The organism is Bacillus sp. CFBP9009 (assembly GCF_036541465.1).
Taxonomy (GTDB): Bacteria; Bacillota; Bacilli; order Bacillales; family DSM-1321; genus Peribacillus.
This window is the reverse complement of record NZ_JAZHFU010000001.1, coordinates 449,614-463,464: the sequence shown is the minus strand read 5'-3', so window position 1 is coordinate 463,464 and position 13,851 is coordinate 449,614. Positions and strand designations below refer to the sequence as shown.

General features: G+C 40.7%; 15 protein-coding genes and 1 riboswitch. Of the genes, 7 read left to right on the top strand and 8 right to left on the bottom strand.

Annotated elements, in window-relative coordinates:
- Window positions 1-5 precede the first annotated feature (5 nt).
- Complete coding sequence (locus V3595_RS02395; protein ID WP_485905302.1) at window positions 6-545, bottom strand: YfiT family bacillithiol transferase; 540 nt, start codon at window positions 543-545, stop codon at window positions 6-8.
- 235 nt (window positions 546-780) lie between these two features.
- Here V3595_RS02395 and V3595_RS02390 point away from each other — a divergent pair, with 235 nt between their 5' ends.
- From V3595_RS02390 to V3595_RS02380, 3 genes are read left to right on the top strand one after another with little or no spacing between them, the layout of a single operon-like run.
- Complete coding sequence (locus V3595_RS02390) at window positions 781-1,881, top strand: GerAB/ArcD/ProY family transporter (RefSeq protein ID WP_485905301.1); 1,101 nt, start codon at window positions 781-783, stop codon at window positions 1,879-1,881.
- The gene (locus tag V3595_RS02385) at window positions 1,856-3,340 is read left to right on the top strand and encodes a spore germination protein (protein ID WP_485905300.1); all 1,485 of its coding nucleotides are present in this window, start codon (window positions 1,856-1,858) and stop codon (window positions 3,338-3,340) included. The genes V3595_RS02390 and V3595_RS02385 overlap by 26 nt, the downstream gene beginning before the upstream one ends.
- 4 nt (window positions 3,341-3,344) lie before the next feature.
- Window positions 3,345-4,490: a Ger(x)C family spore germination protein gene (locus V3595_RS02380; RefSeq protein WP_485905299.1), complete on the top strand. Its 1,146-nt coding sequence runs from the start codon at window positions 3,345-3,347 to the stop codon at window positions 4,488-4,490.
- A 7-nt stretch (window positions 4,491-4,497) separates the two neighbouring features.
- On the opposite strand, the gene V3595_RS02375 is transcribed toward V3595_RS02380, so the two are convergent.
- Complete coding sequence (locus tag V3595_RS02375; protein ID WP_485905298.1) at window positions 4,498-4,809, bottom strand: hypothetical protein; 312 nt, start codon at window positions 4,807-4,809, stop codon at window positions 4,498-4,500.
- 198 nt (window positions 4,810-5,007) lie between these two features.
- On the opposite strand from V3595_RS02375, the gene V3595_RS02370 reads away from it, so the two are divergent.
- Window positions 5,008-5,445, top strand: coding sequence for a GNAT family N-acetyltransferase (locus tag V3595_RS02370; protein WP_485905297.1), 438 nt, complete (start codon window positions 5,008-5,010; stop codon window positions 5,443-5,445).
- A gap of 59 nt (window positions 5,446-5,504) precedes the next feature.
- Here V3595_RS02370 and abrB read toward each other — a convergent pair whose 3' ends face one another.
- Window positions 5,505-5,789, bottom strand: a complete 285-nt coding sequence (gene abrB, locus V3595_RS02365; RefSeq protein WP_350299833.1) for a transition state genes transcriptional regulator AbrB — start codon at window positions 5,787-5,789, stop codon at window positions 5,505-5,507.
- A 490-nt stretch (window positions 5,790-6,279) separates the two neighbouring features.
- Here abrB and V3595_RS02360 point away from each other — a divergent pair, with 490 nt between their 5' ends.
- From V3595_RS02360 to V3595_RS02350, 3 genes are all read left to right on the top strand, one after another.
- Window positions 6,280-7,251, top strand: a complete 972-nt coding sequence (locus V3595_RS02360) for a DMT family transporter (protein ID WP_485905296.1) — start codon at window positions 6,280-6,282, stop codon at window positions 7,249-7,251.
- A 205-nt stretch (window positions 7,252-7,456) separates the two neighbouring features.
- Window positions 7,457-7,557, top strand: a riboswitch (guanidine-I (ykkC/yxkD leader).
- A 72-nt stretch (window positions 7,558-7,629) separates the two neighbouring features.
- Complete coding sequence (locus V3595_RS02355) at window positions 7,630-7,971, top strand: DMT family transporter (protein WP_063232562.1); 342 nt, start codon at window positions 7,630-7,632, stop codon at window positions 7,969-7,971.
- Window positions 7,971-8,285 (top strand): DMT family transporter, encoded by a 315-nt coding sequence (locus V3595_RS02350; RefSeq protein ID WP_034309447.1) that lies wholly within the window; start codon window positions 7,971-7,973, stop codon window positions 8,283-8,285. The genes V3595_RS02355 and V3595_RS02350 overlap by 1 nt, the downstream gene beginning before the upstream one ends.
- A gap of 163 nt (window positions 8,286-8,448) precedes the next feature.
- Here V3595_RS02350 and V3595_RS02345 read toward each other — a convergent pair whose 3' ends face one another.
- The 5 genes from V3595_RS02345 to V3595_RS02325 form a co-directional block, all read right to left on the bottom strand.
- A complete protein-coding gene (locus V3595_RS02345) occupies window positions 8,449-9,240 on the bottom strand; it encodes a DUF817 domain-containing protein (RefSeq protein ID WP_241589402.1) in 792 nt (263 codons plus the stop codon).
- A 54-nt stretch (window positions 9,241-9,294) separates the two neighbouring features.
- Window positions 9,295-9,516, bottom strand: coding sequence for a helix-turn-helix domain-containing protein (locus tag V3595_RS02340; protein WP_101223077.1), 222 nt, complete (start codon window positions 9,514-9,516; stop codon window positions 9,295-9,297).
- Between the two features lie 10 nt (window positions 9,517-9,526).
- The gene (locus V3595_RS02335) at window positions 9,527-10,009 is read right to left on the bottom strand and encodes a DUF2975 domain-containing protein (protein ID WP_485905295.1); all 483 of its coding nucleotides are present in this window, start codon (window positions 10,007-10,009) and stop codon (window positions 9,527-9,529) included.
- A 208-nt stretch (window positions 10,010-10,217) separates the two neighbouring features.
- Window positions 10,218-13,439 carry an SNF2 helicase associated domain-containing protein gene (locus V3595_RS02330; protein WP_485905294.1) on the bottom strand — a complete coding sequence of 1,074 codons (3,222 nt, stop codon included), beginning with the start codon at window positions 13,437-13,439 and terminating at the stop codon, window positions 10,218-10,220.
- Window positions 13,440-13,608: 169 nt separating this feature from the next.
- Entirely contained in the window at window positions 13,609-13,839 is a 231-nt protein-coding gene (locus V3595_RS02325; RefSeq protein ID WP_485905293.1) for a YczF family membrane protein, read from the bottom strand.
- Window positions 13,840-13,851 lie beyond the last annotated feature (12 nt).

The following is a 13,851-nucleotide window of genomic DNA, read 5'->3' as shown; positions in this document are numbered from 1 at the left end:
AGTAATCACACACCTTTCTCCGTCATATTCAACCATCCCTGGCGCTTTGATAAAGAAGTAATATGAGCCAGATGATGGCGTCCGTGCCAGGCATAAACGCCTATATTTTCACCGACAGTTACCTCTCCTGAATCGGGATGGATGAATGTTCGGCTCAGGTCGTCTGAATGAAGACCCGATAAAAGTTTGCCCATGCGGATATGTACAGCTTCGATTAGTGATAGAGAAATTTCAATCGGCAAATCATAATCAGGCAGTTCTGCCCATTGCCCCTCTTCGTATGGTTTAATGACCGGACTTTCTTCCGTAAGGGCCAATTTGAAGCGAATATACGCATTCATATGACTATCAGCAACATGATGCACCACTTGGCGCACCGTCCATCCTCCAGGACGATAAGCCGTATCAAGCTGTTCATCATCCATGTTACCTACCGTATCCCGCAGCATCCGAGGCAAAGCATTAATCTCGTTGAGCCACCCCTCGGCTACACTAGTAATCTCCCCGTCAAACTGAAACTTTCCAATCGGGTATCTTAAATCCATCTTCATTCCTCCTTGATGTTCAATAAAAATAGCATCTATATATATTCTTTATAGATGCTGACAAATCCTTTTTGCCGGTGTACTTTGCTTTGCTCCCATGCTCATCATTAACCAGCAGGAAATTTAATCCATGTTATTAGCACGTATACTATTTCCACATTTAGCAACCATAAACAAATGAATGGCATGTGCATCAATCTAATCTTTAAACAATGGAAATGGGGATAGGATCATCTTGAAGAAAATTAGTTCGATACAAACCCTTGGCATCTTCTTTTTATCAATCGGCCTTCTTAATCACGTTATTTTGATCCCTTTCCTCCTATCCACCGGCGGAAGGGATGCTTGGTTTTTTTCTATCATTACGATTGGGTTGATCCCGATTTGGGTCTACATATTATCGAGGTTAATCAAGAATATGAATAATCAATCCCTGACGGATTGGCTAGAAAATAGATTTGGAAAACTTATTAAAAATATCGCTTTATTCTTTATAGTGATTTACCTGATCAGCCTTGTTTTGGCCACTACAAAGGAAACGATTGATTGGATCACTACAAGCTTTCTTTTTGAAACCCCAAGTTTGGCCATTATCATCCCGTTTACCCTGTTATGCATATTCTTGGCCCATTCAGGCTTGCGATCCATTGCCATCAGTTCTTCCGTATTATTGCCCGCTGTCGTGTTACTTGGTATTTTGGTTGCGACTGGAAATATACCGACTAAAGATTATAGTCATCTTCTTCCCCTTTTTGAGAATGGCTATTTTAACGGTATTAAATCCTTTCAATATGCTGCATATGGTCTTATGGAACTGGTTTTACTCACCTTTTTTCAGGAAAAACTTACGGATACGATTAGTCACAAGACATTGGTTTTCTTATGTATTGGTTTAGTTTTTCTGGTTTTCGGCCCATTAACGGCTGGAATCGCTGAATTCGGACCGACATTAGCCGAAGCCATGAGATACCCTGCCTATGAACAATGGCGTTTGCTGACAATTGGAAAATATATTGAACATACAGATTTCTTTTCCATTTATCAATGGCTTGCTGGGGCCTATATCCGTGTTTCCCTAGCTTTATTCTTAATAACGGAAGTCTTTAATAGAAAAACGAACAAAATGAAGGTAGGAATTCTCTTCGCTGTAGGTTTTCTTATGGTGATCGTCTCCATCGTTCCCTACAGTAATTTCAAGTTCTTGCATATAACTCAAACTTTTTACTACCCTGGCGCTTTATATTTCCTGATCATTTTGTCCACCTTTTTATTTATAGGCACGTTCATTAATTCTAAGGAGGGTAAAAAACATGAGAATGAAACGATCCAAAAATGAGCCAACCCTGCCTGAATTAAAGGAAGAGACTTTTCGGGAGTTATTCAGTTCAAGTTCAGATATCATGTTTGACACGATTTATATCGGAGAAACCGAAAGACCCATTCCTGTCCTTATTTTTTATTGCTCGGGTATGGCTAATATCAGTTTATTGAACGAGGGAATTTTGGAAAAGTTAAATAAAATGATGGAATTGGATGAGAGGATCGATGCGGAAGAGGCAATCAACAAGCTAAAACCATTGGTAGATTTGACGAAAGTGACTATTGATAGTGAATTTATTAGTGTCCAACAGGAGATTTTCTCTGGGAATGCCCTATTGTTCATACCGTCAAGCCAAAATTTATATTCACTAAATTTGTCCAAAGTTCCGAACCGGCAGCCTGAGGAGTCTTCTTTCGAGGTCTCGGTAAGGGGTCCAAGAGATGGATTTGTCGAGGATTTATCAATGAATACCGCTTTAATCAGAAAACGTCTGAAAACGAAATCGCTTGTCTATGAAGACTTTATCGTTGGCAGGCGCAGTCAAACGAAAGTCGCTCTAATGTACATGGATGACATTATTGACATCGAACTGGTCAAAAATGTAAGGTCCAAGCTTAACTCCATTGATATTGATATATTGGTGAGCAGTCAACAACTGGAGGAATTGATTTCAAATGCTAAATATAGTATATTCCCACTCACTCATTACACGAGCCGCCCTGATTTTGCAGTGGAAGCACTCAATCAAGGAAGATTCATTCTGATCATCGACGGTATGCCTACCATAATAGTGGCTCCTTCTACCTTACTATTGCAAATAAAAACTGCAGAAGATTCGAATCTCCCATATCTATTTGTAAGCCTTGAGCGACTTCTTCGTGTTTTAGGGATTGGGATAACGATTTTATTGCCCGGGTTTTGGATATCCATTTCCGCTTTCAATATTGAACAGGTGCCGTTTCCGTTACTAGCCACCATAACCCTTTCAAGGCTGGGACTCCCCTTATCTGCCACGATGGAATTCATTCTCATGCTCATTTTATTTGAATTATTCCGTGAATCCGGAGTCAGGTTACCTAAAGCGGTTGGGCAGACAGTTGCCGTTGTAGGCGGTCTCATTGTCGGTGATGCCGCGATAAGGGCAGGACTGACCTCACAAACCATGCTTGTGGTCACTGCCGTAACCTCTGTCGCATCTTATACACTTGTAAACCAGTCTTTAACATCTGCCGTCACTGTACTCCGTATGTTTGTTTTGTTACTAAGCTGTATTTATGGAATCTACGGCATGATAATCGGTTTACTCACCATTGTCACTTTATTATCCAGACTGGATTCCTTCGGGGTTGCTTATCTTGATGGGCTAAACCCACCAAGATTCATTAAAATACTGGATTCATTAGTAATGAGGCCATGGAACTCCCTTAGCAAGCGATCCTTGGCAGCTCAAGATAAGACTAGAAAGGGGCAGTAGCGTCATGTTCCGCATCTGTAACTTTTTGTTGACCCTTCCTTTAATCTTTTTACTTTCGGGTTGCTGGGACGAAAAAACGATCCAGGATTTTCATTATATAACAGCTATAGGGATAGATTACAAAGATGGGGAATACGTTGTATATACGCAACTTGTAGACTTCGCTGCTGTAGCTAAAACGGAATCGAAGCCGACTCAAGCCCCTCCCGTATATGTAGGGAAACAAAAAGGACGGTCCATTTCAATCGCCATTAATCAACTAATGCGCAATACTCAACAGTCTCTCTATATAGGGCATGTATCCACATTTGTAATCAGTGAAAATGTTTTGAATCGGCAAAGCACAGAAATAGTGGATTATATTTACAGAAACCAATTGCTTAGATACTCAGCCAATATTTTTGCCACAAAAAGTTCAATGGATGAGCTATTCTCCATTAACGGCTTTTTTAATTTGTCGCCTTTATACACGACATTATATTTTCCGGATGATGTATACCGGATTAGATCATTCATCCAACCCATTACGGTCCAAAGGTATTATTCCAATCAGCGGGAAAAAGCATCTACAACCATTTTACCCTCCATTTCCTGGAACGATAAAGTTTGGAAGGAAAAAGATAAAAATCGAAAAAGTCTCTATATGGATGGTGCATTTGTCATTTACTATAAAGTGTCCCAGCCCTGGTTCTCTGAAAAAGAATTGAGCGGTGTCCGCTGGCTCACTAAAAGGACCAACAAAACTCCAGTGAACATTACCATGAATAAGCAAGACATCTATGCCTCTTTCTCCCATCCGGATCATAAAGTAAAACCAGTTTTCAAGAATGGGAAATATAAGTTTGTGATTGAAATTGATGTATCCGGCATAATCCAAGGACTGGACACACAAATAGAAATGGATAAATTAAAAAGAAAATTTGAAAATGAAATAAAAAAAGAAATCCAAACAACGTTTAAAACAGGGCTCCAAAAGAACGCAGACCCTTTAAACTTAGGCAACACCCTTTATATCAAAGAAACAAAATACTGGCAAAAGAATCATTTAAAAGAGCCGAAGGATTATTTAGATAAGGATTCAATACATGATATAAACGTAAATGTTCATATCCTTAACACAGGCGGATTAGAAGCTAAACCACTCGAGTAAAGTTGGCTTAATTCACGAATAAACGCCTATATATCGTGAGGTTGCTGCTGCATTCTATGGATAATGCTCCATTCACGAGTAAATTGGCTAAACTCACGAGTATTTGCTTCAATTTCACGAGTAAATCAACCAAACTCACGAGTAAACGCTTATATCTCATGAGGTTGCTGCTACCTTCGACGAGTATTGCTCCATTCACGAGTATTTGCTCCAATTCCACGAGTAAATTGCCCAAACTCACGAGTATTTGCTCTAAACTCACGAATAAATCGCACAATCTCACGAGTAAACGCCTATATATCGTGAGTTGCTGCTGCATTCTATGGATAAACGCTGATATCTCATAAGTTTGCTGCTCATCTTGGGTTTAATAGCCCTCTACATGATGAAAAAAATCAGGATGGTCCCTTTTTGAGCTCCATCCAGATTTTTGGTGCTGGAAAATGTGGTCCGGAATTTGTCGGATAGCATGATTAAATGGTAAATTTAGATTATTCTAACATTTGGGGGTCCATTTATGAGCATACAGAAGGCTACATTACATGAGCTGGAATCACTGACGGAACTTTTTGATTTATACAGGGTGTTTTATGAGCAAACCTCTGATCCTGGTCGTGCAAGGGAGTTTTTAAGAGAAAGGCTGACAAATGGGGATTCTGTGGTTTTTATGGCCTATGATGAAGGAAATCCTATTGGTTTTGTACAATTATACCCTTCTTTTTCATCTGTCAGTATGATGCGTTCATGGGTATTGAATGATTTATTCGTGAGGGAGTCCGCCCGCAAAAAGGGATTTGGCGAGGAGTTATTGAACGCGGCCATCACTTTTGCACGGGAAACAGGTGCCAAAGGGGTTTCACTGGAGACAGGTAAGGATAATGTTAAAGCACAGAAGCTTTATGAAAAGAATGGTTTCGTCCGTGAATCGAATCATTTTTATTATTTCACCATTTAATATAAAAAAGTGTAGGGAAAACCTCCCTACACTTGGATGCTATTTATCTAGCATATTAATTATTTAGCAGTTTCCATGCTGGCTTGAATTTCTTTAATTAGAAGTTCGGCACCTTCAGGGCTAAGTATTAATTTACCGTCAACAAGTTTCATATTGTCATCGGAAACTTCACCTGTAACCTGACAAGTCATGTTTGGTTTATATTTTTGAAGGATGATGCGCTCTTGTTCTACATAAATCTCCAGAGCGTCTTTCTCATTAATTCCTAATGTTCGGCGTAGTTCAATTGGAATGACTACCCGTCCTAATTCGTCAACTTTACGTACAATACCTGTAGATTTCATTTAATTTACCCCACTAACTTTCTTGCGAATGTTGCATCTATATATTTCGTCACCATTCGACATTATTTGCACTTCTATAAAGATACCACTCCTTCCCATATTCGTCAATTCTCGTATCTTCGTATATTATCTGCCTCTATATGATTTTTATATAAAATATTAGTAATTCCTTTATAACACGCGTCATAACAATATTTCCTGCTTGTTTTGTTGGTACATTTTGTTAATTAAAATATTAAAATGGAAACGTCTTCATTTAATTCCAACTAGCATTCTTTTCATTCCATGTCGAATTATAGTGAATGAATTTCGCTAGCCTAAAAGAATCCTGTTGATTTTCTTTTGCTTTTGATGGACAATTTAAATTGATCGCTTATAATATTGCGAAAATTGACACAGTAGATATTTCTGATAAATCTTCCAGAAAGCCGAAACGATTGCCATCCTTCCAGAGTCTTACTGACTCATAAAACAGATTGAGGTGAGTCAATTGCGTCCGATTATATTAGGTATTTGTTCTGCTTTCTTTTTTGCATTTACTTTTGTTTTGAATCAGGCCATGGAGTTGTCTGGCGGCAGTTGGATATGGAGTGCTTCGCTGCGTTATTTCTTTATGGTGCCTTTTCTGTTTTGTATCGTATTAAGCAGAAAAAATCTGCGTCCCCTTTTACGAGTGATGAGAGAAAAACCAGGTCCTTGGCTGCTTTGGAGTTTTGTCGGTTTTGGGTTATTTTATGCTCCTTTATGCTTTGCATCCGCCTACTCACCTGGCTGGCTAATCGCCGGCACTTGGCAAATCACGATCATTTCGGGTGCATTACTTGCGCCGCTGTTTTTTGAAAATGTGCAAACGAAAGATGGGCTCGAAAGGCAAAGAGGAAAGGTTTCGGTGAAAGGTCTCCTCATGTCCATGATCATCCTGCTAGGAATCACCCTGATGCAACTGGAACACACCAAGCATATTTCTATGGCCAATCTTTGGCTGGGAGTGATTCCAATCGTAATCGCCTCGTTTGCATATCCTTTGGGAAATCGCAAAATGATGGAAGTATCCGAAGGACGTTTGGATGCTTACCAGCGTGTATTGGGAATGACTTTGGCGAGTTTGCCATTCTGGTTCCTGCTTTCACTGTACGGTTTCTTTACAGTAGGGGCGCCGACGAAGATGCAGAGTTTCCAATCCCTTTTGGTCGCACTATTTTCAGGTGTCATTGCCACGGTCCTTTTTTTCAAAGCGACCGATTTGGTAAGTGGAAATATGCAGAAATTAGCTTCAGTCGAAGCTACACAATCGATGGAGGTCCTTTTTGCCCTAGCCGGCGAATTGCTATTCCTATCTTTACCGATCCCTTCTCCGTTATCGTGGTTCGGTATCTTTATCGTCATCATAGGAATGATCCTGCATAGCTATGTATCACATAAAAAACAAGGTTCATCCCGGAAACGGACAGTGAGTGCCTAAAGAGCAAGTCAAAAAAGCCCCGGATAAGATTTCGGGGCTTTTTCGACCTGAAAACAGAAACTGACTACGTTCTTTTTTTCCATTGACAGGTCATGATTAATTGATGATTTTTTAAAGTGGCAAAAAGCTCACCATCCATTTTTTCATTAAACTTTTACCTTGAGTAAGTTCAAAAAGTATGTATAATGAAAGGTAATTGCATATGTCAAAGGTTTTCTAGGGTTCCGCAGTGCGTCTTATTGCTGGTCTGGTCCGAGAGAAAACTCACAGCATGCTGTGTCACGGAAGGATAAAAGCCTGGGAGAAACTGTTTAACAGTTATCTCTTGGGCTTTTTTTGTTTTTTTGGTAAAGAATAAAATCGGAGGTGCGATATTTCATGAGCACAAACTGGATTAAAGTATTCATTGCAGCTTTTTTTGAAGTATTTTGGGTGATTGGCTTAAAACATGCAGATGACTTTTGGACTTGGTCTGGAACGGTCATTTCGATCATCATCAGTTTTTACTTGATGATAATGGCTGGCAGGAAGCTTCCTGTCGGAACGGTATATGCCGTTTTTGTCGGTATGGGGACAGCCGGTACCGTTTTTTCCGAAATCATTTTCTTTGGGGAATCCTTCAAGCTGAGCAAAACGCTATTGATCCTCCTCTTATTATCAGGGGTGATCGGTTTGAAGCTAGTGACTGATGATAAGGCTGAGAAAGGGGATGAATCATAATGGCTTGGGTCTCTTTAATCTTAGCGGGGCTATTTGAAATGTTTGGGGTAGCGATGATAAATAAATTGCACAAAGACCGTAATTGGCAATCCTTGCTGCTGTTATTCATCGGATTTGGAGCAAGTTTCCTTTTTCTTGCTTATGCCATGAAAACCTTGCCGATGGGGACGGCTTATGCTATCTGGACAGGAATCGGCGCATCAGGCGGAGCGATAATCGGGATGCTATTATATGGGGAATCCAAAGATTGGCGAAGGGTCGTTTTTATAGCCATGGTCCTTGGCGCAGCAGTGGGATTAAAACTTGTTTCATAGGAATGAGTGAAGGTGATTTTACTTTTGTAGAAATTCGGAATATGACACCGCATTACCATTATGTGATCAAGTATATAAAAGCATAGAAAAACAAAGACGACACAATTTATATATCGATTAATGTGTCGTCTTTACTTATTTATTTTCTTGGTGTGAAGTCATTTTATAAAAAATGATTAGCATCCATCTTAGTGGAATCTTTCCCCTTAACCTGCTTTAGCGTCGCTACTATAAGAAAACTAACAATCACTAATAAGAGCCATGAGCTTACCTTTCCTAGATGAACGAGACTCCATGCGTCGGTTTGGTTTGGATATTCCCAAGCTCCAAAGAACGTTGCGATATTTTCGGCTATCCATATAAAAAATCCGATGAGCACAAAAGAAAGCGCGATTGGCATACGATATCGAGTTCCACCAACCTCGTATGTGACCCATGACCGCCAAAAGACGATGATGACAAGTCCAGATAACCACCAACGAACATCAATCCAATAATGGTGGGTGAAAAAATTCAAATAAATCGCAGCTGCAAGAGATACAACGACCAAAAACGGCGGCCACTTGACCAGTTCAACCTTTAACCTCCTCCACGCCTGGCAAAGATAACTCGCTACACTTGCGTACATGAATCCGCTATACAGAGGCACTCCAAAGATTTTAAAAATACCTTCCTCTGGATAAGTCCAAGAGCCCATATGTACCTTGAAAAGTTCAAGAGCAAGTCCAATAAGGTGGAACAATGTGATAACCTTTAGTTCATCCCGTGTTTCAAGCCCGGAACGCACCATCCACCATTGCATCAGAAGGCAGATGATGAGTAGCCAGTCATACCGCGGCAGGAAGGGAAGCGGAATGAATTTTGTAATAGCCAAAGAGGCAAAAATAACGGCAGGAAACAAACATGATAGGGCCTGCTCCCAACCAAACCGAACGAGTTGCTTTAGTGCTCGCATGATTGGTGTCTCCATTTTTTTTTGGTTAAATTCATGTTTTACTCCCCTTTACCATTATCCTTGGGTGTCTTCATCATTCCGGTATTCTAAAATATCTCCTGGCTGACATTCTAACGCCTTGCAAATCGCCTCTAAAGTTGATAATCGAATCGCTTTTGCCTTGCCGTTTTTCAATATGGAAAGGTTAGCCATCGTTATTCCAACCCTCTCAGAAAGCTCTGTAACACTCATTTTCCTTTTAGCCAGCATCACATCAATATTGATTATAATTGCCATGTTATTCACCTCAGACTATTAAGTCATTTTCTGATTTTATATCGATGGCCTCTTGCAAAAGCCTTTGAAGAACAGCAGCAAAGACTGCAATCACCATTGAAGCAAAAATGACGACCAATCCGATTACTATGATGCCTGGGGCGTCGTCCATCTCCGCCATGAGATAAAAGAGCGGCATTCCTACCACATACAAGCTGCTGATTGTGATTGCACAATTTTTTATAGTCTTTAAAGCTCTTACAGATAATTCCGAGAAAGCTTTGTTCTTGTCAATATAGCTTAAAAGTTTAAAGGCTTGATATAGAGCAAAGTAAAAAGGTATCGCCGATGCATACAAATCGATTAAAACGAGATATTTCAAATAAGTCATATCCGGATATAATTCTGCTGCAAAATTCGCAATCTTAGGCACCACAAAGATGCACAAAGCAAGAACCGGCATTCCAATAAGAATAACGGCTATCTTCAAAAAGATCGTTGACACTTGTTTCATAAAAAGCACCTCATTTATTTTTTATCAATTTGAATTTAACACACATTTTATCGTTTTACAATAAAACATTGTTGTTTTTTATTATATTATTATTGTTACCTAAATATCCTTTTCTTTTTTAAAAATAAAAGAAACATTCCTCATTACAAAGGAATGCTCCATAATTAAACTATTCAATTCATTACTAAGATTACCTTCAGCTGATCCCTTATATCATCAATATTTCCCTGATATCCTCTTCTGTAAGTGCAGACGACGATTTGTCTCCAGGGTCGATGATTTCTTCAATAAGATGTCTCTTTTTCTCTTGAAGTTCATTCATTTTTTCTTCGATTGTGCCACGGGCAATAAGTTTGATGACTTGAACCGCATTCTTCTGTCCCATTCGATGGGCACGGTCCGCAGCTTGTTCTTCAACTGCCGGATTCCACCAAAGGTCATATAGAATGACTGTATCGGCACCCGTCAGGTTGAGACCCGTACCTCCCGCTTTCAATGAAATGAGGAATATATCCCGCTCTCCTGCATTAAATCGATTGCAGATTTCCACACGTTCCTTTGATGGGGTTTGTCCATCCAGGTAGAAAAAAGGTTGTCCCTTCATGGCCAAATCCCTGCCGATAATTTGAAGCATTTTTGTAAATTGCGAGAAAATCAGCACCCGTCTTCCAGAATGCTTCGATTCCTCGACAATTTGCATCAGTTGCTCATATTTAGCTGAACTGCCTTTATATCCGTCCACAAACAAGGCGGGGTGACAGCATATTTGCCGAAGCCGGGTCAAGCCAGCGAGGATCCTGATCCGATTTTTCCGGAGGGTGTCCTTATCCAGGTGTTTCAGCGTATCATGCCGCAGCTTCGCCAGATAGGCGCCGTACAGTTTCTTCTGATCAGGAAGCAGTTCCATCGATTCCAGCGACTCGATTTTTTCCGGAAGTTCACCTAGCACGTCCTCTTTCATTCTCCGCAGCAAAAATGGGCGGATCCTGCGGGAAATCTGCTTCCTTGAGAGATTGCTATACTCCTTTAACCCCATGAATAGTTCAGGGAATACGACGTGGAAAAGGGACCAGAGCTCTTCTAGTGAATTCTCGATAGGCGTACCAGTCAACGCGAAGCGATGTGCCGCTTTGATCTTCTTGGCCGCTCGTGCCGTTTGTGTCACTGGGTTCTTAAAGGCCTGTGCCTCATCGAAAAACACCGTATGGAAGTTCTGCTTTTCAAACGACGCGATGTCTTTCCGGAGCAATGGATAAGAGGTGATCACTACATCCACATCCTTCGCTTCCTTAAGCAGCTTCGTCCTTTCCGTCTTGTCGCCATCAACGACGACGGCTTGTATATCAGGAGCGAATTTAGTAAATTCGCTCAGCCAATTGTAGGTCAATGATGATGGGCAGACAATAAGCGCCGGAACCCTTTTCTCACGGATGTCAGGCAGCTCGGATAAAATGAACGCGATGCTTTGCAGTGTTTTTCCCAGTCCCATATCATCAGCAAGAATTCCGCCAAAACCGTATTGGGCAAGTATTTTCATCCATTTATAGCCGTTTTTTTGATACTCGCGCAAGATCGGGACTAGACTATTTGGCACCGTGAACTCCAAGGAGCCCGGATTCCCAATGTTATCCAAAAACTGACGGAATGACTCCTCAATTGTGAATGTCTGGCTGTCATTCACGGAATCAAGGAGCTGAAGCCCTTTTACGATTGGCATGTTCAGCGTGCTCTCCAGGTCTTCATCCTGTACAGGCAATGCATTCAGAAAACGATTGATTTCCTCGTATTCCCTTGTTTCAAGGGAAAGCAGCGATCCATTCCTTAAACGAAAGTACTTCCTCTTTTCTTCAAGCGCTGCTAAGACCTCACGAATTTGTTTATCTGGGATATTATCCATTTCAAATTTGAATTCGAGCCAATTAGTACGTTCTTTTTTGATATTCACCCTAATCCTCGGTGCAGCATTTCCACGGGAAATCCGGTTTCTTACTGCCGTCGTGGCATAGATTTGTACCAGCTTTTGGAGTTTCGGAACGATGTGGTACAAAAACTCATACTCCAACTCTTCATTATGCAAGAAATAGCCGCCGTCCGTCTTGGCAAACTGGCTATCCTCCATCAGCTTCAGTATCTCCGACTCCTTATCCACATCCCTAATAAGCATGGATACTGCCTTGGATTCCTGTTTTTCCAAAGGGTTGATCACGATATTTTCATAAATGAATTCCAGCCCCGCTAGCAGCCTGTTTTTTACTCGATCCAAGTATAGCTTTGCAACCAGCGGAGTCTTCAAAAACAATTCGGTGATGGATCTTGCTATATGGACTTCACCGAGTCTTTTCAAACCTGGTACCACTTTGTCCAGGAATAATTCCAGCTGGTCATGATGGATTGGAATTTGATCCATCCCCGAATCCTCCATCATTTGCTTTAACTCAGAAAGGCGCTGGAAATCCTCATTTTCGAGCTGAACCAATTTCCCTTCAAATAGAATCAATGTGTATGCATTCATGACGATCATCTCGTGCAGCCTTTTAATATTCAGTTGATAACCTTTGACCTCGCTTTCGGTAAAGTCAAACTGTAAAGGAAGCGGTCCGTTTGATAAACGAAAGCTATTGAATGTAAGGCCACCATGGGCAAGCTTCACCAATGGCGCTACTTCAAGGATGGGGACAAGCCTTCGAAAAGAAGATGGAGGCAAAAGTAATAAGTGATTGTCCAATGTATATTCAGATTTATCCGTCATGGCGTCAACATAGACTTTTTCATCCGATATTACTGTTATGAGCTCCTGAAGCACGAAATCATTTTCATTCTGAAAACAATGCAATACCGGGTCATATATAAATGAATGGGACACTTCGGCAGGTTTTCCGTCTTTAACGCGCTTCAGGAAATCCCGAACATTCGACACATTGTAAGAACCGATTTTCATTTCCAGTCCTAACATATATTGTTCCGTGCCCATCCATACTGGTTTGCACGTAAACTCTGCTTCAAGCACTTTTCTTTTTTCAAAGTGGCGCTGATGACCGCTTTTGCGGACAGGCTGATTATCGAAAAGGGTAAGCAAGCCCTCTGACAATTTCTTATTGGCTGAAGCTTCAGAAACGGTTGAATTCAGGCCCTCAGGGATCGTTCCACCTTGCTGATGGTCGTAAACCGACAGCAGGACGGCTGCAATATGCTGGCAATCCTGATGGAAGGAAGTTAGCGTAGGACAGCTGCATTTTGTCTGAAAACCGCCGACAGCATCCTCCTCAATCGTGACATGAAAGTCTTCCTTGCCTTTAACCGTTGCTTCACAACCATCATGACGGTAGCTTTCAAATTTCACTTTATTTGCACGCTGAAAAGCTTCCCCTCTTTTGAAGGAGACGGCCCCGCACATGTCTTTTATGATTTTTTGATTCAATTTGATATCCAAATTGCCGTCCACCTCCCGGGGGTTTTTTGTTGAGTGATTTTACATTACGCTAAAAATTAAGCTCATTTTATCATCATACTATGAAATGGGTTTGCAGGGTTGAAAAAAGCAAAAAGACAAACTCCCATATTTGGAGTTCATCTCTATTTCAGCAAGGGGAATTGCACCATCATTGTTGTCCTTTGGTGTTGCCTTGCTTTTTTTTTCGATAAAAGAAGCTGAACAAAAGGAATACAAGAAGAATGAGAAAAAGGATCAGTTCAGCGGGGTCCTTCACCAAAAAAGGATTAAAGGCATGTTTGATTGAATTATCCAAATCAAATCCTAATAGAATATCCATACCTAATGATATGACCACTAAAGGGATCAGAATCAAAACCGTAATACCGAAGAATTTCATTTTTGATCAACT